Origin of the sequence: Actinoplanes sichuanensis, assembly GCF_033097365.1 — a bacterium.
GTDB classification, from domain to species: Bacteria; Actinomycetota; Actinomycetes; order Mycobacteriales; family Micromonosporaceae; genus Actinoplanes; species Actinoplanes sichuanensis.
In genome coordinates this window covers 10,991,619-11,012,067 of record NZ_AP028461.1, presented here as the reverse complement: position 1 = coordinate 11,012,067, position 20,449 = coordinate 10,991,619, and the positions used below count along the sequence as shown (strand labels likewise).

Sequence of the window (20,449 nt, the reverse complement as noted above, 5' to 3'; positions counted from 1 at the left end):
TAAGGGCGAATACTACTCAGTGACAATCGGCCCTGGACATGTCCCCGAGAATAATTCTCGCTGTCGGCGGAGAGCGTGATCTCGCAGCGTGAACGAGCGATTCCGCTCCGTCGTCACACGTGCGTAATGTGCGGTGAATGAGCGCTCCGGCGACCCGAACGGGGGATGCTCGAATGACGGTCGGACCCTTTCGGGCGACACCCGTCGGGGAGCGCTCCCAATTCCGATTCCGCAGTTGACGGCCCTGCGGCGAGAGCCACTGCGGGCAGTCACGGGGACACGGAGCGCGAGCCGGCCCGACGGCACCCGCCGATCCGCATCGGCGTTCCGGGATACGGATCGGCGTCTCAGCAATCGGGACGGGGCGAACTTTTGTGAGATCGCCCCGACCCACGTGGCGGGAAGGATATGTGCACGAGCACAGACAGCAGGTCGCTCAGCGGGTGTGACTGGTCGCCAGAGACAACGCTCGGTGCAGGACCCGGGCGTCGCCCAACATCCCCCGCAGGCGCCGCTCCAGGCCCGCGATCGGCACCAGGTTCTGCGGAGCGCGCGGATCCTTGTACGCCGACGAGGCGAACCGCGGCAACGTCGCCACCGACACGTCGGCCAGCTCGATCGCCTGCTCCGCGGTCAGCTCCGGCGAGCACTCCACCCGCACGATGCCGGACCACGGGGCGCCCGACGCGCCGGGCAACCGCAGATACCAGGACCAGCCGCCCCACACCGACCCCAGATGGAAGACCGGTGTTCGCTGGCTCGGCCGCAGCCGGGGCACGATCGCCTCCTGTGCGGCCGGCAGATAGTGCTTCTGCTGGGTCTTCACATAGCCGATCGTGCGCGGCAGCTGACGCCGGTTACGCAACGGGCCGTCCACCACGAGCAGATCGGCCCCGTCCGAGCCACCGTCCCGGGCCGCCGCCGAGATCTCGATCTCCAGGGCCGTCAGCGGGCCCTGCACGGCCGCCGGCAGCTTGCTCGCCTCGCCGTTGCCACCGACCCGGTGCACCTCGTAGCGCACCGAACCCGCCTGCACATCGGTGGCCGACGGGCTCGCCGTGAACAGGCCCCGGGCCACCCGCGCGCCGACCAGTTCGGCGGCGCCCCGAGCCAGGTCGCAACGGACCACCCCGGCGGCGTACGAGGCGGCCAGCCCCGCGTACGAGGTGCCGTCCTCCTCGGCCGTCCACAGCCCGGCGTCGTTGCGCCGCACGCCGTCGACCAGGAACACCACGTCCGGCACGGTGGCCGTACGGGACACGTCGATCGGCGCCCACTCGGCGGCCGGCACCTCCACGTCGACGTCGACCTGGGCGCTGCTGGACGAGCCGGGCCCGTCCCCACCGCCGTCGCCGCCCTCGAAGGAGGCACCGTAGGACGGGTCCCACGCGTCGACGAACATCCTGGTCACAGGCCGACCCTCTCCACGTGGGCGGTACGCGCGTCCTTGTGCACCTCGAACCGGACCGGCACCCGCTCGGCGAGCGCGTGCACATGGGTGACCAGGCCGACCATCCGGTCGCCGCGGGCCGCCAGATTCTCCAGAGTCGCCGCGACCACGTCCAGGGTGGCCGCGTCCAGGGTGCCGAAGCCCTCGTCCAGCACGATCGACTCCAGGCTGGCCGCGGTGGTGCTCATCCCGGCCAGCTGTTCGGAGAGGGCCAGCGCCAGAGCCAGCGACGCCTGGAACGTCTCACCGCCGGACAGCGTCCGCACGCCGCGCCGCAGCCCCGCGTCGTGATGGTCCACGACGGCGAACTCGCCCTTCTCATGGAACAACTCGTACTGCCCGCCGGTCAGCTCCCGCAGAATCCGGGACGCCCCGTCGACCAGCAGGTCGAGCGCCTCCTCCAACAGCCAGCGCTCGAAGTTGTTCGCCCGTAGGTGCCCGGCCAGCGCTTTCGCCACCCGACTCGCCTGCAGCAACGCGTCCCGCTGCGCCAGGGCGGCCCGGGCCTGCTCCCGGCGCTCGGTCAGCCGCTGCCAGGCCGCACCGGCCCGCTCGGCGGTCACCGCGGCGGCCCGGATCAGCCCGGCCTCGTCCGGGGACGCCGGACCCGGCACGCCGGCCGCGGTGAACAGGTCGACGATGTCGGCCCGTGCCCGCACCGTCTGCTGGTGCGCGGCGGCCACCCGGCTCTCCGCCTCGTCGCGCGCGGCCCGGCGCCGGCCGTGCTCCCCGGCCGCCCAGTCGACCAGAGCCCGCCAGGCGCCGGCCAGGTCGTCCCGGTCGGCCGGCGGCGGACCGAACCGGGCCAACCCGTCTCGGGCCGAGTCGAACGTGCGCCAGGCCGTCCGCTGCCGTTCCTCGGCCGAACGGACCACCGATTGCGCGGTGCGCAGCGCCTCCCGCGCCCCGCGCACCGCGGTGCCGGAGTCCTCCAGCCGGCGCTGGAGCACGCTCATCTCGGTCAGCCGCTGCTGGAGCGAGTCCACCCCGGGCAGCGCTTCGACGGCCTTGCGGACCTCGGCCAGCCGGGTCAGGTGATGCTCGTACTGCCCGCGCTTGCGCTCCAGGTCGAACGCCGCGTTGCGGGCGACCGCGTCCCGCTCGCGCCAGCGGGCCTGTGCCGACTCGGCCTCCTCGCGGGCCACGTTGCCGGCCTGCTCGGCGAGCCGGACCGCGGACTCCCGCGGCACCTCCGGCACCACGCTCACCGTCTGCTCGCAGACCGGGCAGGCGTCCCCGGAGTTCAGGTGACCGCGCAGCGCCGCCGCCCGGTCCCGCTGCTGGGCGTCCCGGTAGTCCTGTCGGGCCTGCTCCAGCAGCTGCTGGGCGCCGAGGTGCTGGGCGTGGGCCAGCTCGGCGGCGGCCTGGGTGTCCCGGTACTCGACGTCGGCCACCGACACCTTGCCGGCGAACCACTCCTCCTGCTCGATCAGGCGGCTCAGCTCGGTGTGCCGGTCCAGTGCCACCCGCAACTGCCCGGGGTCACCCGCCGCGGTCAGCTCACCGCGGACCTTCTCCTCGGCCTCCTCGGCCGCCTGCACCTCGGCGGCCGCCCGGTCGGCCGACTCCCGCGCCGCGGCGACCGCGCCGGCCGCCTCCTCCAGACCGGCCGGGGTACGCACCGAGCCGAGCGCCGCCAGCTCGGCGTCCAGCGCGTCCCGTGCCTCGGACGCGGCCACCTCGGCCTCCCGGGCGGCGCGCAGTCCCGGCACGGCGGCCTCCACCGCGACGGTCAGCTCCCGCATCCGCTCCAGCTCGGCGGCGGCCTGCTCGACGGCCTCGTCGGTGGCGTCCTCCAGGGTGCCGAGCTGCTGCTCGACGACGGTCAGCTTGGCCTCCGCGCTCTTTCCCCGCTCGGCCGCCTTGACCTGCACCTCCTCGTAGACGTGCAGGCCCAGCAGGTTGACCAGGATCTGCTGGCGGGTCGCCGGTTTCGCGTGCAGGAAGTCGGCGAACTGGCCCTGCGGCAGCACCACACAGCTGGTGAACTGCTCGTAGGGCAGGCCCACCGCATCCAGCACGGCGGCGTCCATCTCGGCCGGGGTGCCGGCCAGCACCTCGCCCAGATCCTCCAGGTCCATGCCGGTGTCGAGCTTGGTGACGTCGAAGCCGGGCGGCATCAGCTGCAGCCCGGCGCCCGCCGTCTTCACGTTGCCCCGGCCGTCCCGGCGGACCACCCGGGTCGCCACGAACCGGTCCCCGGCCGACTCGAAGACCAGGCGGACCCGGGCCTCGGCGGCCGACGGCGCGAGAGCGTTGCCGATCCCCCGGGCGCCACCCCACCGGGGAACGGTGCCGTAGAGGGCGAAACAGATCGCGTCCAGCACGGTGGACTTGCCCGAGCCGGTCGGGCCGACCAGGGCGAAGTAGTCGGCGTCGGTGAAATCCACGGTCGTCTGGTCGCGGAAGACCGTGAACCCGGCCATGTCGAGCCTCAGTGGCCTCATTTGTTGCTGCTCACCTCGTCGTACAACGCGTCGAAGAGCTCGCGGACGCCCTCCTCGGCGTTGCCGCGACTGTCCAGGTAGTCGCCGAAGAGCTCGCGCGGGGACCGGCCGGCCCGCTCGGCGCTGCGGGCACCGTCACGGCTCGGCAGCATGTCCGGGTCGATGCGCACCTCCAGGGCGTTCGGCAGGAGCTCCTGCACGTCCTCGCGGAGGCCGGGCCGGGGCGCTTCCCGCACCAGGACACGCAGCCAGGCGTCCGGAAGGTTCACCGTGGCGAGCTGCTCCAGCGTGCCGCGCACGGTCCGCAGGGTGAGCGCCGAGGTCACCGGCACATCACGGACATGAGCCGCCTTGTCGGTGGAGACGTCGACGATCGCGACCGAGCAGACATTTTCCTCCTCGCCGAAGTCGATCGCGAGTGGGCTGCCGCAGTACCGGGTCGGGCACGGGGAGATCACCGTCTGGTTCCGGTGCAGGTGGCCCAGGGCGACGTAGTGCGCGTTCGCCGGGAACACCGTGGCCGGCACGGCATAGCCCATGATCGTGTGCGCCTCGCGCTCACCGCCACCGGCGCTCGCGCCGACGATGGTCAGGTGGGCGGTGAGCAGGTTGACCACGCCCGGCTCCGCGAACGGCTCACTGAGCTTGGCGATCAGGCGGGCCACCAGGTCGGCGTACGTCTGATTGGCCTCGGCGGCGGTCAGTTCATACATCTCGGCGGCGCGGATCGCATACCGCTGGGAGAGGAAGGGCAGCGCGACGAGCCGCCACCGCTCACCGCTCTCGGTCGTCCCCTCGATCAGAAGATCATTCAGATCACCCTTGGGGTACGACCCACGCAGCTCGATCCCGGCGGCGTCGGCCCACGGGCGCAACGCGTCGAGCGCGGCCCCGTTGTCGTGGTTGCCGCCGATCGCCACCACCCGGGCGCCGGTCTTGCGCAACGCGGACAGGGCCCGGGTGACCAGCCGGGTCGCCTCGGCCGTCGGCGCGGCGGTGTCGTAGAGATCACCGGCCACGATCACCAGATCGGGACGCTCGGCCCGGGCGATCTCGACGACCTGGGCGAGAACCTTGATGTGCTCCTCGTTGCGGTTCTTGCCCTTGAGAACCTTGCCGACGTGCCAGTCGGAGGTGTGCAGGATGCGCATCGCTGAACCTTAGTCTCCGGCTAGAACGGAATGTCGTCGTCCGCTGAGGCACGCCCGCCTATCACCGCGAACGGGTCGGCGCCCTGGACGATCGACCGGAGCGTCTCGGCCGGCGGCGGGCCGGACTCCGACTTGCGGGTGGCCCAGGCCGGGAACGGGAACTCGACACAGAGCGGGACCGGGATGTCCGGCTGGTTCACGAACATCGTGCCCGGCCGGGCCAGCAGGGCACGCTGGCGCATGGCCGGGGGCAGGAATCCGTACTCCGGGCGGGACGCCTCGGCCGGATCCAGCCGGCCGACCACCCGGATCGCCGAGTTGGTCACGATCCGGCGCTCCACCTCGCTGGCCGTCTGCTGGGCGCCGATCAGGATCACCCCGAGCGAGCGGCCCCGCTCGGCGATGTCGAGCAGCACCTCCTTGATCGGGGAGGAGCCCTCCCGGGGCGCGTACTTGTTCAGCTCGTCGAGGACCACGAAGAGCAGCGGGCGGCCGGTGCCCGACTTCTCCTTCTCCTCGAACTCGGTCTTCAGCGTCACACCCACGACGAACCGCTGCGCCCGGTCCGGCAGGTTGTGCAGGTCGACCACGGTCACCTGGGCGCTGTCGGCGGTCTTGATCCGGTGCGGGCGGCGCTGGGCCAGGTCGCCGCGGATCAGCCGGGACAGGTCGCGCTTGCTGCCGATCAGCCGGCGGGCGAACGCGTTGACCGTGCCCATGTTGACCGCGCTGCCCGCCCAGGTGGACCTGGTGTCGTCGTCGGTGAGCTGCTCGACGACGTGATCGACCAGATCCTGGTACGAGCTGATCCGCTTACCGTCGATGCTGATGCCGCCCTCGGCGGGCACCGCGTAGCGGTTCAGATGGGCGGTCACCGAGTGCACCACCATCGTGTATTGCTGGCGCTCGTCATCGGCGTCGGCGAACACATAGGGCAGCAGCTTCTGCTCGCAGAACTCGGCGAGCGTCCAGTAGAACGCGTCCACCCCGGTGAGCCGGCTGGCCACGTCGGGCGCACCGGAGGAGTCACCGGCCCGGGGCGGCGCGTAGACCCGCACGTCCGGGAAGGGGGCGGCGGGCAGACCCAACAGCGCATACGCCTCGCGGGTCCGGTCGTCGAGCTTGGTGTTGGGGTGGTCCAGGAAGAGCAGGTCCTCGCCTTTGACGTTGAAGATCAGCGCGCGGGCGTTGGTGCCGTCGGCGCCCAGCTGACCGGACCGGAACACCGAATACAGCAGGAACGTGGCGAAACTCGTCTTGGTCGCCACGCCGGAGATGCCGGAGATCGACACGTGCGCGCCGCGGGTGCCGTCGAGGAAGTCGGCGTTGAGGAAGACCGGCACCCCGTCACGGCCGGTGCCCATCGGGACCCGCCGCTCCATCCGGTCGAAGTGCAGCGCCGCGTCACGGGCGTCACCCGAGGCCCGGTGCACGATCGCGCCGGGGGCCGGTGGCACGTAGAGCTCCGGGTCGACCCGGGTGGTGGTGATCTCGGCCGCCTCCTGCACCATCGCGGGCAGTGTGCCGTCGGCGATGGCGAACACGTCCGAGTCGAACTGGGCGCCCTCGTGGCGCGCGCGCACCTGGGTGACCACGCCGGCGATCGTCACCGGCTCACGGTCCGGCAGATCGCGCTTGGTCACCACGACGTCGTCGAGCTGGAGGTAGCTGCCCGGGGTCACGGCCGTCCAGAACTGCAGCGGTGTCGCGTCCGCTGTTCCGAGCACCCGCCCGACGGGGGAAGTTTCGTCAGACACGGGGATCATGGTGCCTCAGTGGTACGACAAAATGCCCGCGCCCTTCGTTGTCCACAACTTCTGGTGTCCATCCACAGAGTTATGCACAAGATCTTGACCGGATAACGGAGGCGCGCCCTGATGTGCACCGATCGGCCGGTATCGAGATACTTCTCAATTCGGAACTTTACGGGCGTACCGCAGGAAAAGCATGTCCTGATGGGTGAGCGAGTGCCGCAGCGACATCCGCCGCGGCGGCGCCGGCGTGCCGTGCGCGATCCGGCCCGCCGGACCGCCGGCCAGCAGCGGGGCGACCGTGAGACACAGCTCGTCGATCAGGTCAGCCGCGATCAGCGCGCCGAACAGGCCGGGCCCGCCCTCGCAGAGCAGCTGGCCGGCACCGCGATCACGCAGCAGGCGAACCCCCGCGGCCAGATCGACCTCGTCGTCACCGACCGGGATCACCTCGGCCACCGACCGGACCGGGGCGTCGGCCGGCGCCGAGCGGTGCGTCAGCACGATCGGACGGATCGGCGCGTCCGAGAAGATCAACTGCTCCGGATCGAGGTCGAGCGAGCCGGAGACGATCACCATGAGCGGGAAGTCGGGCAGCCCGACGGATCGCCGCCAGGCCCGGGCGGGCCCGGCCAGGCGGAGCGCGTCGTACCGCTCGGCGCGGACCGTGCCGGCCGCGACGATCAGGGCGTCGCAGACCGTACGCAGATGGTCGAAGATCTCCTTGTCGCCCGGGCCCTGGAGGCCTGCGGAGACGCCGTCGACCGAGACCGCCCCGTCGGCGCTGGCGATGAAGTTCGCCCGCAGGACCGGGTGGGCGGCGCGCGGATAGTGGGCGAGCAACTCGTCCCGGTTGAAGATCACGGGCCGGGCGGGCCGGTGACCGGCGGGGTCGGCTCGGGCTTGCGGTGCTGACAGTCGCACCAGGACGCGCCCCGGCAGTCCTCGTGCCGCCGCTCCCGGCAGTCCTTGCAGATCATGCCCTTGACGTTAACCCCAGCGGGCCCGTGCCGCCCGCGGTCCGCACCCGGTCGCCACTTCCCGGATTCTGGGACGATGATCCACCCTCCGGGAGTACGGCATTGTCCGACACCCGACCGGCAAACCGCCCGGACCGGCGCGGACTTCTACTCTGAGTTGTGATTCCGGGCATATCACGCTGGCTTGACGGCCGGGACACGGCCACGCAACGGGTCCGAAACGCCAGGTCGGCAGGCTGTTCAACAGGGACGGCGCCACCGGCCGTCGCGACGGGAGGAGTTACATGTTGCTGCGGGTTCGAGTCACCCTACCGGACCGTCCCGGCGCCCTCGGGCAGGTCGCGCGCACCCTCGGGGTGGCCGGCGCCGACATCGTCCAGGTCGTGGTGCTGGAGCGGCTCGGCGGCCGGGCCGTCGACGACTTCACCGTCGTGTGGCCCGGTGCGACCCGGGTCGAGCGCCTCCTCGCCGGCCTGGCCGCCATCCCGGGCGTGCAGGTCGACGGCGTGTGGAAGGCGATAGGAGCTCCGGTCAACGGCGGCCACGACGCCGAGCTGCTCGCCCAGGTCGCGGCGAACCCGGTGGACGGCCTGGCCACGCTGGTCGACGCCGTTCCGGGGCTGCTCGCCGCCGACTGGGCCGCGGCCGCCATGGTGCCCGCCGACTGGGCCGCGCGCAGCGGATCCGGCGGCGGCAGCGAACCGGCCGTCGTCTACGCGAGCTGGCGTGCCCCGGCTCCGCTGCACCTGCCCGAGGTGACCCCGCTGCGGGCCCGCCCGATGGCCGAGCCGGGTGGCGCGCGTTACGCGGTGGCCCCGTTCGGCCGGGGTGGCCTGGTGCTGGTCGTCGCCCGGACCGACGAGGACGATCTGCCCGCCGCCGCCTTCCACGTCACCGAGGTGGATCGGGTGGCCCAGCTGGTCCGCGCCGCCGCGGTCATCCTCGGCGACCGGCTGGACTCCGTCTCCGCGCCCGCCGCGGCCAACCGGGTGTGATCGTCCTAACCCCGGTTTTCGCAGCTCAAGCAATACCCGCGCAACAACGGGGGTGCACTCTGGAAGCGGAGGAAAGGAGTGCCCCAGATGGCCCTGTGGCGTGTTCGGGCGACGGTCGACGACCGGCCCGGTTACCTCTCGGTGCTGACCGCGAGCCTGGCCCTGCGGTCGGTGAACATCCTCGCGGTCCAGGTGCACACCACCGAGGACGGCGCGGTCGACGACTTCCTGGTGGACGCGCCGGACCAGCTGACCGAGGCTGATCTGCTGGCCGCGGTGGCCAAGGGCCGCGGGCGCGACGCGTTCGTGGCCCGGGCCGAGGCGCAGGGGCTGGCCGATCAGCCGACCCGGTCGCTGGCGCTGGCCGGGCGACTCGTCCACGAGCCGGATTCGCTCGGCGAGGCGCTGGTCACCCTGCTCGACGCGACCGAGGTGCGGTGGCGGCCCCAGGGTGGTGACCTGCCCGGCTTCCACGGCGGGCGGATGACGCTGACCGACCCGGCCGGCGGCTCACTGGAGGTACTCCGGGCGCTGCCCGCGTTCACCCCGGCCGAGTTCGCCCGGGCCCAGGCGCTGGTCGAGGTGGCCACGGCGGTCCACCGGCGGCACCGCGAGCAGGTCTCCCTGCTCCTGCCGGACGGCGCCGAGATGGTGCTGCGCGCCGCCGGGCCGGACGATGTGGCCGCGGTCGGCGAGTTCCACGACGAGTGCTCCCCCGCCACGCTCCGGCAGCGTTACCCGGCCGGGGTTCCGGTCGACGGCCGGCTGCGGCGGCTGCTGGAGCCGGCCGGTGGGCTGACCCTGCTCGCGGTCGCGCCCGGCGGCGCGGTGGTGGCCATGGCGACCCTTCTCGCCGAGGGTGATCTCGGTGAGGTCCGGGTGCTGGTCGCCGACGACTGGCAGCGGCGCGGCCTCGGCACGGCGCTGCTCCGGCGGCTCCGGGCGCACGCCGCGAAGATCGGGGTGGCGGCGGTGGTCGCCCACATCGGAGCGGGCAACGCGGCGATGCTGCGCACGCTGCGGCGGGTCGGCGCGGGGCCGATCGAGCGGGACGGCGCGATGGTCACCGTCACCCTGCGGACGGCCGGCCCACGCGTCAACGACGAGACCCCCGCCACCTCGGCGTGATCCGGTCTCCCGCCACCTCCGGGTGCGTGGGTGAGAGGGGTGGCGGCGGGCATCGCCCGCCGCCACCCAAGGGTCTCCACCCTGGCTGTTCATCCAGCGCGGCGCGCAGCGACCCCGGTCGGGCCGGGTCAGCCTCGGCGTTCGCCGTGTTCGACGCAGGTGGCGGTCCAGCCGGTCGGAACCACCTGCACCTTCATCCGGCGGCGGCAGTCGGAGCAGTAACGTGGCGGCTCCAGCTCGCGCGCGGCCGCGCACCCCGGGTGTGTGCCGGGCTCGCCACAGCGATCGCAGTACATCAGAAGGTCGCCGACAGGGACTTGACCGGCATCTTCAGGTCTTTCAGAAGCTCCAGGTCGGCGGTCGCCGGGCGGCCCAGCGTGGTCAGGTAGTTGCCGACGATCATCGCGTTGATGCCACCGAGCAGGCCGTCGCGCGTGCCCAGATCGCCCAGGGTGATCTCGCGCCCGCCCGCGTACCGCAGGATGGTCCGTGGCATGGCCAGCCGGAACGCGGCGATGGCGCGCAGCGCGTCACGCCCCTCGACCACCGGACGGTCACCGAACGGGGTGCCCGGTCGGGGCGTCAGGAAGTTGAGCGGGACCTCGTGCGGATCGAGCTCGGCCAGCTGGGCGGCGAACTCGGCCCGCTGCTCCAGCGTCTCCCCCATGCCGAGGATGCCGCCGCAGCACACCTCCATGCCGGACTCCCGGACCATGGTCAGCGTGCTCCAGCGCTCCTCCCACGAATGGGTGGTCACCACGTTGGGGAAGTAGGAGCGGCAGGTCTCCAGGTTGTGGTTGTAGCGGTGCACACCCATCTCGGTGAGCTCGTCGACCTGCTCCTGGGTGAGCATGCCGAGGCTGGCGGCGACCTGGATGTCGACCGCCTCCTTGATCGCCTGGACACCGGCCCGCATCTGGTCCATCAGGCGCTTGTCCGGCCCGCGGACGGCGGCGACGATGCAGAACTCGGTCGCTCCGGTGGCCGCCGTCTGCTTCGCGGCCTCCACGAGGGAGGGAATGTCGAGCCACACCGCCCGGACGGGGGATGCGAACAGGCCCGACTGTGAGCAGAAATGACAGTCCTCGGGACAGCCACCGGTCTTCAGCGAGACGATGCCCTCGACCTCGACCTCCGGACCGCACCATTTCATCCGGACGTCGTGGGCGAGCTGAAGGAGCTCCGGCAGGTCCTCGTCGGGTAGACGAAGAACCTCCAGGAGGCCTGCCTCGTCGAGGCCGGCGCCGTCGTCGAGCACCCGGGTACGGGCGTGGTCGAGGATCTCTGGCATGCCCGTACCCTACAGAGTTCCCAGTCCGGTAGGACTGTCGGAGCTGGGTGATAGTTTGCCAGTCTGGTGATCAATGGGGGTGTCTTGGCGGACTGGTTGGAGACGCTCGACCGGCTGGCCCACGAGCGGGCCAAGGCGGGGCTCACCCGTCACCTCCGGCCGCGATCGGCCGGTGACACGGTCATCGATCTGGCCGGGAACGATTACCTCGGTCTCTCCGATCACCCCCGGGTGGTCGACGCGGCACGGCAGGCCCTCGAGACGTACGGTCTGGGCGCCACCGGCTCACGTCTGGTCCGCGGCACGACCGACCCGCACGCCGCCCTGGAGGAGGCCCTGGCCGGCTGGATCGGCTGCGAGTCGGCGCTGGTCTTCTCCTCCGGTTATCTGGCCAACCTGGCCGTGGTCCGGGCCCTGTCCGCGGTGTGTGACCTGGTCGTCTCCGACGCCTACAACCACGCGTCCCTGATCGACGGTTGCCGGATCTCCGGCCTACCGGTGAAGGTGGCGCCGCACAACGATCCGGCCGCCGTGGCCGCCCTGCTCGACGCGCATCCGGGCCGGGCCGCCGTGGTCACCGAGTCGGTGTTCTCGGTCGACGGCGATCTCGCCCCGCTCGCCGCCCTGCACGCGGTCACGTCGGCCCGCGGCGCCCTGCTGATCGTCGACGACGCGCACGCCCTCGGCCTGCTCGGCGCGTCGGGGGCGGGCGGGGTCGCGGCCGCCGGCCTGGCCGGTGCGCCCGACGTGATCGTCACCGCCACGCTGTCCAAATCGCTCGGTGGCGCCGGGGGCGTGGTGGCCGGTCCGGGTCAGCTGGTCCGGCACCTGGTCGACACCGGGCGCAGCTTCATCTACGACACCGCCCCGCCGCCGGCCGTGGTCGCCGGGGTGCTCGCCGCCGTCGAGGTGGCCCGGGCCGCCGACGACAGGCGTGCCGTGCTGTTCCGCCGGGGCGCCCGGCTGGCCGCCGGTCTGCGGGCCGCCGGCCGGCCCGCGGGTGATCCGGCGGCCGGTGTGTTGTCGGTGCCCGCCCCCGGCCCGGAGGCCGCCGTGGCCTGGGCCGCCGACTGCCGTGATCGAGGGGTGGCGGTGGGCTGTTTCCGGCCGCCGTCGACTCCGGACGGCAGTTCGCGACTTCGCCTGACCGTGAACGCGGGCGTCCCCGAGGAGGCTTTCGCCCGAGCCCTGACCGTGATCCTGGAGTGCGCACCATGACCGCCGACCCCCCTGAGGCGACATCCCGGCCCCACCTGTCCCTGGTCTCGCCGCCGCCACGGCCCGAGCGTGGAGGGGGCGGGCACGGGCTTCCGGTCGCCGCGCCGGCGCCGGTCCGGGTGGTCTCGGCGGCGCCGGATCCGTTGCAGGCGCACGGCGGCGGGCATCGACTGGAGCCACGGCCGGTCCCGGTGACACCACGGTCCGATGATTCGACCGAAACAGACACCGACCGGGTGGTCACACCGGTCTTCGGCGGCACCACGAGCCCGAGCGAAGACGACGCGGCGGACCCGAACAGAGGCGGCCCCGCGGACCCGAACAGAAGCGGCGCCACGGACCCGACCGGAGGCGGCGCCGCGAGTCCGCAGACGGCCAGCGCTGCGGAGCCCGAAACCGGCCGCACGGCGACGGCCACCACGCCCGGCGAGGCGGGACCGGACACCGGAGGACCGGTCGAGCCGGGCACCGGGGCGGAACCACACGAAGGCGACATCGCGGGACCTGACCTCGACACCGGGCCGGGCGACGAGACCTCTCTCGTCGAAGCGGCCGGGCCGTCGTCCGTACCGAATGAGGAAGAGGAACGCGGTCCGGAGAAGGCCTCGGATCCGCCGGAATGGCATGGGATCGTGCTGGTCACCGGCACCGACACCGAGGTCGGCAAGACCATCGCGACCGCCGCGATGGCCGCGGCCGCCCAGGCCGCCGGTCTCCGGGTCGCCGTGATCAAACCCGGTCAGACAGGTATCGCGACGGGCGCGCCGACCGACGCCGACGTGGTCACCCGCCTGGCCGCACCGGACACCGTGCGGACCCTCTCCGAGTACCCGGAGCCGCTCGCCCCGCTCGCCGCGGCCAAGGTCGCCGGGCTGCCCCCGCTGGACCTGTACGACGTGGTCGACGCGGTCCGTGCGGAGGCCGCGAAACACGACCTGGTGCTGGTCGAGGGTGCCGGTGGCCTGCTGGTGCCGATGGGTCTACGACCGTCCGGGGAGGCGTGGACGTTCGCCGATCTGGCCACCACGCTCGGCGCCGGAACGATCGTGGTGTCGCGCGCCGGACTGGGTACTTTGAATCACACCGCGCTGACCCTGGAGGCGCTGGATCGTCGCGGCGTGCACGCCAAGGTGATCCTCGGTGCCTGGCCGGCCGAGCCCGAGCTGGTGCACTGGGCGAATCTCGGCGAGCTCGTTCCGCACCTGGTCGGAGCATTGCCGGCGGGTGCCGGATCGATGGATCCGGGTGTTTTCCGGCGGTCTGCGCCGGGCTGGCTGACGCCGGCGCTGCACGGGGTTCTGGACAATTGGCGGGTCTGGGCGGAGGAGGCGGGCTGACCGGACACCCGGCACAATCACTGTCCGGGGAGGTGATCCGCATGCACACTGGCCGGGTGGCATTCACCCTGACGATCGACTGTGGCGGCGGCGGCATCAAGGGGTCCGTCCTCGACGAGGCCGGGACGATGCGGGCCCAGCCGATCCGGGTGCCGACGCCCTATCCCCTGCCACCCGACCTGTTCGTCAAGACGCTGGTCTCCCTCGGTGAGCAGCTGCCGCACGCGGACCGGGTCACCGTCGGCATGCCCGGCATGATCCGGCACGGCGTGGTGGTGGCGACCCCGCACTACGTGACCCGGTCCGGGCCGCGGACCAAGGTCGATCCGGAGCTGGTGCAGGCGTGGCACGGGTTCGACGCACGGACCGCGCTGGCCGACGCGTTCGGGCTGCCCACGCTGGTGCTCAACGACGCCGAGGTGCACGGCGCCGGGGTGGTCGCCGGGACCGGCTGTGAGCTGGTGCTGACCCTCGGCACCGGGCTGGGCTGCGCGCTCTTCGACGGGGGGGAGCTGGCCCCGCACCTGGAGATGTCGCAGGCCCCGGTGCGGTGGGGGATGTCCTATGACACGTACATCGGCGAGCATGAGCGCCGCCGGCTCGGCGACGCGCTCTGGTCGCGCCGGGTGCGCAACGTGGTCGAGGGCTTCCGCCCGGTCTTCCTGTGGGACCGGGTCTACCTGGGCGGCGGCAACTCCCGGCTGATCACTCCGACGCAGCTGGCCCGGATGGGCGACGACGTGGTCGTGGTGCCCAACACGGCGGGCATCGTCGGCGGGGTCCGCGCCTGGACGCTGGGGCAGCGCTGATGGTGATCCGGCCGGCGGCGGTCCTGCTCGACTTCGGCGGGGTCCTCGCCGACGCGCCGTTCCGGGCCGAGCGTCCCGATCTGGTGCTGCGCCTCTACAACCTGATCGAGGGCGCGCTCTCCCCGGGCCGGATCCAGCAGTCGCTGATCGACGGCGCCGCCGCCTACGCCGCGTGGCGTGACGAGGACTGGCCGGACGAGTTGTCGCATCTCGCCGTCTGGGATCGGTTCGTGATCCACGACTGGCCGCCGCTGGCCCAGGCCAGGGTCCGCGGTCAGATCACCCGCCTCAGCTACGACTGGGCGTGGCGTGAGGGCTGGACACTGCGGCCGGGCATCGCCGAGTTCCTCACCGCCTGCGCGGCGAAGGATGTCCCGCTCGGCGTCGTCAGCAACACGCTCTGCGGGGCGGCGCACCGCGACTACCTGGCCAAGGCCGGGGTCGGGCGGCTCTTCGCGGTGCAGGTCTACAGCGACGAGGCGGGCGTCCGCAAACCCAACCCGCAGATGATCTGGAATGCCACCGACGCCCTCGGCATCGCACCGTCGGCCTGCTGGTTCGTGGGCGACAGCCGGCGGCGCGACATCGCGTGCGCCCGGCGCGCCGACATCGGCACGGCCATCCTGATGCCGTCCGGCCGCGAGGACTCCGGCGGCGACCAGGCCGAACCGGACGTCACCGTCGCCGACGGCTTCGAACTTCTCAACCTCTGATTCGGTACGACCTACGCCGGATCCCGTGGCACGCGGCGGACGCCGCAGGCGGTCCGTCCGGAGACCCGCCCGCCGCCGGCTCATGCATGCCCGTCGCCGTCACCGCGGTCAGGCGGTGACCTGCCAGACGGTGGTGCGGCGGATCGGCATGCTCTCCAACTCCTCGATCACCGGGACGTCGTAGACCGCCCGCTGGATCAGACCCTCCGGCAGGTAGGCCCGGCCCGGGTCACCGACCAGCACCAGTGAGCCACGACCGGCGGCCCGGCGCAGGAACGGCAGCACCCGCCCGGCCATCTCCCGGCTGTAGAAGACGTCACCGGCGAGCACGACACCGTACCTGTCGTCGCTGTCCAGCAGGTCCGCTTCGACTGTCGTCACCCGTACCCCATTGGCCTCGGCATTGGCCTGTGCCGCGGCGAGCGAGAGCGGATCGATGTCGTTGGCCGTCACCGGCGTCGCGCCGGCCTTGGCCGAAGCGACCGCGACCAGGCCGGAACCGGTCGCCAGATCGAGGACGCTGCGCCCGGCGACCAGGTCCGGGTCGTCGAGGACGTGCCGGGCCAGAGCCTGACCGCCGGCCCACGCGAACGCCCAGAACGGCGGCGGCTGCGGGGGCCCGGCCGACTCGGTGGCCTCCCACAGGGCGATCGGGTCCGCCGCCTGGAACAGCGAGACCTCGGGCACGAACGGGACCGGCGCCGACACGGTGTGGGCACGAACGAACTCCAGAAGCACGCCTGCGATTGTGCCGTCGCCACTCAGATGTGCGGCAACCGGGCCGATCAGTTCGACAAGGGGGTACGTCGGGAGGGAGCACCGATGCCGACACGGTGGCCTGCCACCATCTTCGGCGCCTGGATGGTGGTGCTCGCCGTGGCCTTCGGGCTGCAGCCGGGCCTGCAGGCGCCCCTGCGGCTGGTCGCCGGGGTGTCCGCCGTGGTGGCGCTCTCCGTGGGGATCCGGCGAAGTCAGCCGGACGACGTCAAACCGTGGTGGGTGCTGGCCGGGGCGGTCGTCCTGTCCGCGGCCGGTGGCGCCGCCGCGTACGCCCCGTCGTTCATCACCAACTGGCTGACCTGGCTGGAACCGGCCGGGATCGCGCTGCTGCTGGTCGCGTACGCCGCGCTGGCCGTCGCCCTGGCCGGTTTCGTGGACCGCCGCACCAGCGCGTCCCGGGACATGGCCGGCCTGCTCGACGCGCTCACCGTCACGTCCGGGGTGGCACTGCTGATCTGGACGTTCGTGGTCGGCCCGCGGCTGGAGGGGTCGGCCGCCACCGGGTGGACCGAGATCGCCATGCCGGTCGCCGACCTGCTCTGCATGGGGCTGCTGGTCCGGCTGGCGACCATGCCGGGCCGGCTGGTCGCGCCCGGCTATCTGCTCGGTGCCGGGGTGGTGGCGCTGCTCGTCGCCGACGTGGGCCGGGCGTCCGGATTCGGTCATCTGGCGCTCTACACGGCGGCCGGGCTGGCCGCGCTGATCCCGTCGATGGCCGAGCTGACCCGGCCGGCCGAGGCACCGCCCGCCGAGACCAGTCACGCCCGGCTGGCGCTGCTCGGATTCGCGGCCATGGTCGCGCCGACCGTGCTGCTGGTGAAGATGTTCCGGGACGGCCAGTTCGCCGGCCTGACCGTGGTGGCCGCGCTCAGCACGCTGATGGTGGCGCTGGTGCTGGCCCGGATGGCCGGCATCATGGCGAGCTTCCGGCAGGCGATGTCCCGGGAACGGGCGCTGCGGGAGGCCTCGGCGGTGCTCGTCTCGGCCGTCGACAGTGAGGCGGTCGGGCTGGCCGTACGCACCGCGGTCGCCCAACTGATCCCGGGTGACGTGCCGCACGGGGTGGTGCTGGCGATAGCGATCGCGCAGACCGAGCCGCAGTCGCCGGAGGCCGCCGCGCAGGCTTCCGTGGACCGGGCGACAGGCACCGCGGCCCGCCTGGTCACCACGCGTGACGTGGACTGGGCGGTGGCGGTACGCCTCACCCAGTTCACCAAGACGCTGCGCTGCCCGATGGTCCTGAAGGACCGTCCGGGCGGCGACCCGCTGGTGGGTGTCCTGCACGTGGGCGCACCGACCTGGGCGCTGCTGGAGTTGCAGCGGTCGGTGGAGGTGCTGGCCGCGCAGGTGGCGCTGGCGCTGGAACGGATCGCGCTCGGGCACGAGGTGGCCCGGCGTAACAGCGAGACCTACTTCCGGACGCTGATCCAGAACACCGCCGACGTGATCACGATCCTGGACGAGGACGACCGGATCCAGTACGCCAGCCCGTCCGCGGTCGGTGTCTTCGGCAGCGACCCGACCGGGGCCCTGCTGCCCGAGGTGATCCACCCTGGCGAACGGGCCCGGCTCGGTGACGTGCTCACGGCCGTCCGAGGCGGGCACCAGCTGGAGCAGCAGCTCGACTTCCGGGCGCGGGGCAACCGGCGTACCGAGGTGCTCCTCGAACTGCACTGCCGGGACCTGCGTACCGAACCGACGGTGTCCGGCCTGGTCATCACCATGCGCGACGTCACCGAGCAGCGTCGCCTGCAGAACGAGCTCACCCACCAGGCGTTCCACGACGCGATGACCGGCCTGGCGAACCGGGTGCTCTTCAACGACCGACTGGCCCACGCGGTGGCCCGAAGCACCCGCGACGGCTCGGTGATCGGTGTGCTCTTCATCGACCTGGACGACTTCAAGATGGTCAACGACACGCTCGGTCACGCGGTCGGCGACCAGCTGCTGATCGAGGTGGCGCACCGGATCGCCGGGGCGCTGCGGGCCGACGACACCGCGGCCCGGCTCGGTGGTGACGAGTTCGCCGCGATCGTGGAGAACGTCAACGACCCCGGCGCCGTCGAGGAGACCGCCAACCGGATCTTCACCGCTCTCGCCGAGCCGATCATGACGGACGCCAAGCCGCTGTACGCGATGGCCAGCATCGGCATCACCACCACCCCCGAGGGCGGCGACGCCGACGAGTTGCTGCGCCAGGCCGACCTCGCGTTGTACGTGGCCAAGGGCGCCGGAAAGAACCAGTGGCGCCGCTACCAGGCGCACCTGCACAACGAGATGGTCGAACGGCTGGAACTGCGGTCGGCGCTCGACCACGCCGTCAACGAAGGTCATTTCCTGCTGCACTACCAGCCGATCGTCGACCTGCCGTCCGGTACCGCGGTCGGTTTCGAGGCGCTGGTCCGCTGGCATCACCCGAAGCGGGGCGTCGTCACGCCGGACCAGTTCATCGAGGTCGCCGAGGAGAGTGGGCTGATCCTGCCGATGGGCCGCTGGGTGCTGGAGGAGGCGCTGCGTACGGTCGCCGAGTGGCGGCGCATCCTGCCGGCCGGGCAGGCGCCGTACATGAGCGTCAACGTGTCGGTCCGGCAGTTCCGGGAGAGCGGGTTCGTCGAGCAGGTCCGGACGGCGCTCGCGCATACCGGGGTCCCGCCCGAGTCGCTGATGCTGGAGATCACCGAGACACTGCTGGTGAAGGACGACGAACGGATCTGGACCGACCTGGGCGTCCTGCGCGAGATGGGCATCCGGATCGCGATCGACGACTTCGGTACGGGCTACTCGTCCCTCGGCTACCTGCGGTCCCGCCCGATCGACGTCATCAAGATCGACAAGACGTTCATCGACGACATGATCCTCGGGCAGCAGCCGATGGCCCTGGTCAGCGGAATCGTGAGCCTCGCCCAGTCGCTGGGCCTGACCGTCGTGGCCGAGGGCATCGAGGACGTCGCCCACCGGGACGTCCTGGTCCGTCTGGGTTGCCCGCTGGGCCAGGGGTTCCTGTTCTCCAGTCCGCTGGGTCCGACCGAGGTGCTGGCCTGGCTCCGAAGCCCCCAGTCCATTGCCGTCTGACCCACCCTGAACCGCATGATGCTCTGTGGCCCGATCCACGCCGCGGCTCACCACACGCCGGTCTACCGCCCGCAACGTGGTCACCAACGGCCCCACCAGGCCCGCTGGTCACCGCGCGGAAATCCATACCCGCGGCGTGGTGACCAGCGGTCTGATGCGCAGCGCAGGCCACCACGCCGGATTTTCGGCGACCGGGGTCAGGCGTCCGGGCCCCGGCGGCGGAGCTCGTCGACCTGGGTCATGGCGGTGCGAAGGTCGGTGAGCCAGTCCTCGGTGTGCCGGCCGACCAGCTTGACGCACCAGGCCAACGCCTCGGACCGGGACCGGGCCACCCCCGCGTCGACGAGGGTGTCGAGAACCTGCCGCTCCGGCTGGCGCAGCCGGGTCATCACCGGCGCCGACAGGTGGGTGAACAACTCCGACGCGTCGCCGCAGCGGGCACCCCACGCGACCTTGCGCTGGTAGCGGTGCTCGACCTGACGAGCCACCCGGATCCGGGCGTCCCGGGTGTCCTCGCGGAACTGGGCGATCCGCCCGGCCTGGGCCGCGGCCGCATCAGCCTCGGTCACCTCTTCGCCCATCTCGGGCCGAGGCAGCCGGCCCCAGATGATGATCTCGTCACGATCGATGACGACTTCGGGCCGCTCGGCGAACCAGCCATCCGGAACCGCACCGGCGATCCAGGCGGCGGCGTCGTCAGCGGCGGGCGGCTCAGCACGACCACCCTGTTGGGCAAAACGAACTCGCATCTCAACCTCCCAAACTTACGTGATTACATGCTTACAGCCTTTCCGCCATTTCGACCACCTCACGAACCGCCGCCGCTTCCACGACCCGCACCCAACCTCACAAATCACCCCAGAATCACAGGCCGCAGCAGGGACCTCGAACAGCCGACGAGCAAGCACCGAGCGGCGGCACATCAGCCGACAACCAGAACAAACAACCAGGAGCACGCCCCTAGGAGCGAACCGCCAGGAGCAATCAATCAGGAGTGAACCTCTAGGTGCGAGCTGCCAGGAGCGAACGCCGAAATGAACGACGAGGAGCAAACGACAGGAAAAGCCCAGCCCGGACCGGTCGCCCAAGCGGACCGCAACGAGCGAGTCAGCTAAACCGAACACCCCGGGGCGAATCAACCGGAGCCGGGCTAAACATGGCATCGACCCGAGCGGGCACGAGTCCGCCGGGAAGGCGACCCCGCCCGCGACCGCGCTGAACCAGACAGGCGACCCGAGCAGGCGGCCGGGCCGACCACTCCCGGGTGATCATTTGCCCCGGCGGCGAAGGTTGTGAGTGACCGCCGAACCCGGAAACGGCGAACCGC

The 20,449-nt window shown here is 71.9% G+C and carries 16 protein-coding genes; 7 read left to right on the top strand and 9 right to left on the bottom strand.

Annotated elements, in window-relative coordinates; genetic code table 11:
- Window positions 1-436: 436 nt before the first annotated feature.
- The 5 genes from Q0Z83_RS50680 to Q0Z83_RS50660 form a co-directional block, all read right to left on the bottom strand.
- Window positions 437-1,411 (bottom strand): hypothetical protein, encoded by a 975-nt coding sequence (locus tag Q0Z83_RS50680; protein WP_317790734.1) that lies wholly within the window; start codon window positions 1,409-1,411, stop codon window positions 437-439.
- Entirely contained in the window at window positions 1,408-3,897 is a 2,490-nt protein-coding gene (locus tag Q0Z83_RS50675; protein WP_317790733.1) for an AAA family ATPase, read from the bottom strand. Before Q0Z83_RS50675 ends, Q0Z83_RS50680 begins: the two co-directional genes overlap by 4 nt.
- Window positions 3,894-5,048: an exonuclease SbcCD subunit D gene (locus Q0Z83_RS50670; protein ID WP_317790732.1), complete on the bottom strand. Its 1,155-nt coding sequence runs from the start codon at window positions 5,046-5,048 to the stop codon at window positions 3,894-3,896. Before Q0Z83_RS50670 ends, Q0Z83_RS50675 begins: the two co-directional genes overlap by 4 nt.
- A gap of 20 nt (window positions 5,049-5,068) precedes the next feature.
- Window positions 5,069-6,814, bottom strand: a complete 1,746-nt coding sequence (locus tag Q0Z83_RS50665; RefSeq protein ID WP_378079016.1) for an ATP-binding protein — start codon at window positions 6,812-6,814, stop codon at window positions 5,069-5,071.
- Between the two features lie 144 nt (window positions 6,815-6,958).
- Window positions 6,959-7,663, bottom strand: coding sequence for a pyrimidine reductase family protein (locus Q0Z83_RS50660; protein ID WP_378079015.1), 705 nt, complete (start codon window positions 7,661-7,663; stop codon window positions 6,959-6,961).
- Between the two features lie 400 nt (window positions 7,664-8,063).
- On the opposite strand from Q0Z83_RS50660, the gene Q0Z83_RS50655 reads away from it, so the two are divergent.
- Window positions 8,064-8,774, top strand: coding sequence for an ACT domain-containing protein (locus Q0Z83_RS50655; RefSeq protein WP_317790730.1), 711 nt, complete (start codon window positions 8,064-8,066; stop codon window positions 8,772-8,774).
- An 87-nt stretch (window positions 8,775-8,861) separates the two neighbouring features.
- Window positions 8,862-9,902, top strand: a complete 1,041-nt coding sequence (locus tag Q0Z83_RS50650) for a GNAT family N-acetyltransferase (protein WP_317790729.1) — start codon at window positions 8,862-8,864, stop codon at window positions 9,900-9,902.
- 128 nt (window positions 9,903-10,030) lie between these two features.
- On the opposite strand, the gene bsaP is transcribed toward Q0Z83_RS50650, so the two are convergent.
- A complete protein-coding gene (gene bsaP, locus Q0Z83_RS56100; protein WP_449701851.1) occupies window positions 10,031-10,198 on the bottom strand; it encodes a biotin synthase auxiliary protein BsaP in 168 nt (55 codons plus the stop codon).
- Entirely contained in the window at window positions 10,198-11,193 is a 996-nt protein-coding gene (gene bioB / locus Q0Z83_RS50645) for a biotin synthase BioB (RefSeq protein ID WP_317790728.1), read from the bottom strand. The genes bsaP and bioB overlap by 1 nt, the downstream gene beginning before the upstream one ends.
- An 84-nt stretch (window positions 11,194-11,277) precedes the next feature.
- Between bioB and Q0Z83_RS50640 the strand changes: the two genes are divergently transcribed.
- From Q0Z83_RS50640 to Q0Z83_RS50625, 4 genes are all read left to right on the top strand, one after another.
- Window positions 11,278-12,411: an 8-amino-7-oxononanoate synthase gene (locus Q0Z83_RS50640; protein WP_317790727.1), complete on the top strand. Its 1,134-nt coding sequence runs from the start codon at window positions 11,278-11,280 to the stop codon at window positions 12,409-12,411.
- A gap of 629 nt (window positions 12,412-13,040) precedes the next feature.
- A complete protein-coding gene (bioD, locus tag Q0Z83_RS50635; RefSeq protein ID WP_317797351.1) occupies window positions 13,041-13,748 on the top strand; it encodes a dethiobiotin synthase in 708 nt (235 codons plus the stop codon).
- A gap of 56 nt (window positions 13,749-13,804) precedes the next feature.
- Complete coding sequence (locus Q0Z83_RS50630) at window positions 13,805-14,557, top strand: ROK family protein (RefSeq protein ID WP_317790726.1); 753 nt, start codon at window positions 13,805-13,807, stop codon at window positions 14,555-14,557.
- Window positions 14,557-15,270: an HAD family hydrolase gene (locus tag Q0Z83_RS50625; RefSeq protein WP_317790725.1), complete on the top strand. Its 714-nt coding sequence runs from the start codon at window positions 14,557-14,559 to the stop codon at window positions 15,268-15,270. The genes Q0Z83_RS50630 and Q0Z83_RS50625 overlap by 1 nt, the downstream gene beginning before the upstream one ends.
- Before the next feature lie 108 nt (window positions 15,271-15,378).
- Here Q0Z83_RS50625 and Q0Z83_RS50620 read toward each other — a convergent pair whose 3' ends face one another.
- On the bottom strand, window positions 15,379-16,017 hold the full coding sequence (locus tag Q0Z83_RS50620; RefSeq protein WP_378079035.1) for a class I SAM-dependent methyltransferase: 639 nt from the start codon (window positions 16,015-16,017) through the stop codon (window positions 15,379-15,381).
- 75 nt (window positions 16,018-16,092) lie between these two features.
- On the opposite strand from Q0Z83_RS50620, the gene Q0Z83_RS50615 reads away from it, so the two are divergent.
- The gene (locus Q0Z83_RS50615) at window positions 16,093-19,122 is read left to right on the top strand and encodes a putative bifunctional diguanylate cyclase/phosphodiesterase (RefSeq protein WP_317790723.1); all 3,030 of its coding nucleotides are present in this window, start codon (window positions 16,093-16,095) and stop codon (window positions 19,120-19,122) included.
- 197 nt (window positions 19,123-19,319) lie between these two features.
- Here the strand turns inward: Q0Z83_RS50615 and Q0Z83_RS50610 are convergent, their stop codons facing one another.
- Window positions 19,320-19,871, bottom strand: coding sequence for a hypothetical protein (locus Q0Z83_RS50610; RefSeq protein WP_317790722.1), 552 nt, complete (start codon window positions 19,869-19,871; stop codon window positions 19,320-19,322).
- Window positions 19,872-20,449 lie beyond the last annotated feature (578 nt).

Bases quoted from the DNA above. Each gene is read 5' to 3' on its own strand.
- Q0Z83_RS50670 (WP_317790732.1), bottom strand. From the start codon at position 5,048: ATGCGCATCCTGCACACCTCCGACTGGCACGTCGGCAAGGTTCTCAAG.
- Q0Z83_RS50650 (WP_317790729.1), top strand. From the start codon at position 8,862: ATGGCCCTGTGGCGTGTTCGGGCGACGGTCGACGACCGGCCCGGTTAC.
- bioB (WP_317790728.1), bottom strand. From the start codon at position 11,193: ATGCCAGAGATCCTCGACCACGCCCGTACCCGGGTGCTCGACGACGGC.
- Q0Z83_RS50615 (WP_317790723.1), top strand. From the start codon at position 16,093: ATGCCGACACGGTGGCCTGCCACCATCTTCGGCGCCTGGATGGTGGTG.
- Q0Z83_RS50655 (WP_317790730.1), top strand. From the start codon at position 8,064: ATGTTGCTGCGGGTTCGAGTCACCCTACCGGACCGTCCCGGCGCCCTC.
- Q0Z83_RS50665 (WP_378079016.1), bottom strand. From the start codon at position 6,814: ATGATCCCCGTGTCTGACGAAACTTCCCCCGTCGGGCGGGTGCTCGGA.
- Q0Z83_RS50675 (WP_317790733.1), bottom strand. From the start codon at position 3,897: ATGAGGCCACTGAGGCTCGACATGGCCGGGTTCACGGTCTTCCGCGAC.
- Q0Z83_RS50610 (WP_317790722.1), bottom strand. From the start codon at position 19,871: ATGCGAGTTCGTTTTGCCCAACAGGGTGGTCGTGCTGAGCCGCCCGCC.
- Q0Z83_RS50625 (WP_317790725.1), top strand. From the start codon at position 14,557: ATGGTGATCCGGCCGGCGGCGGTCCTGCTCGACTTCGGCGGGGTCCTC.
- bsaP (WP_449701851.1), bottom strand. From the start codon at position 10,198: ATGTACTGCGATCGCTGTGGCGAGCCCGGCACACACCCGGGGTGCGCG.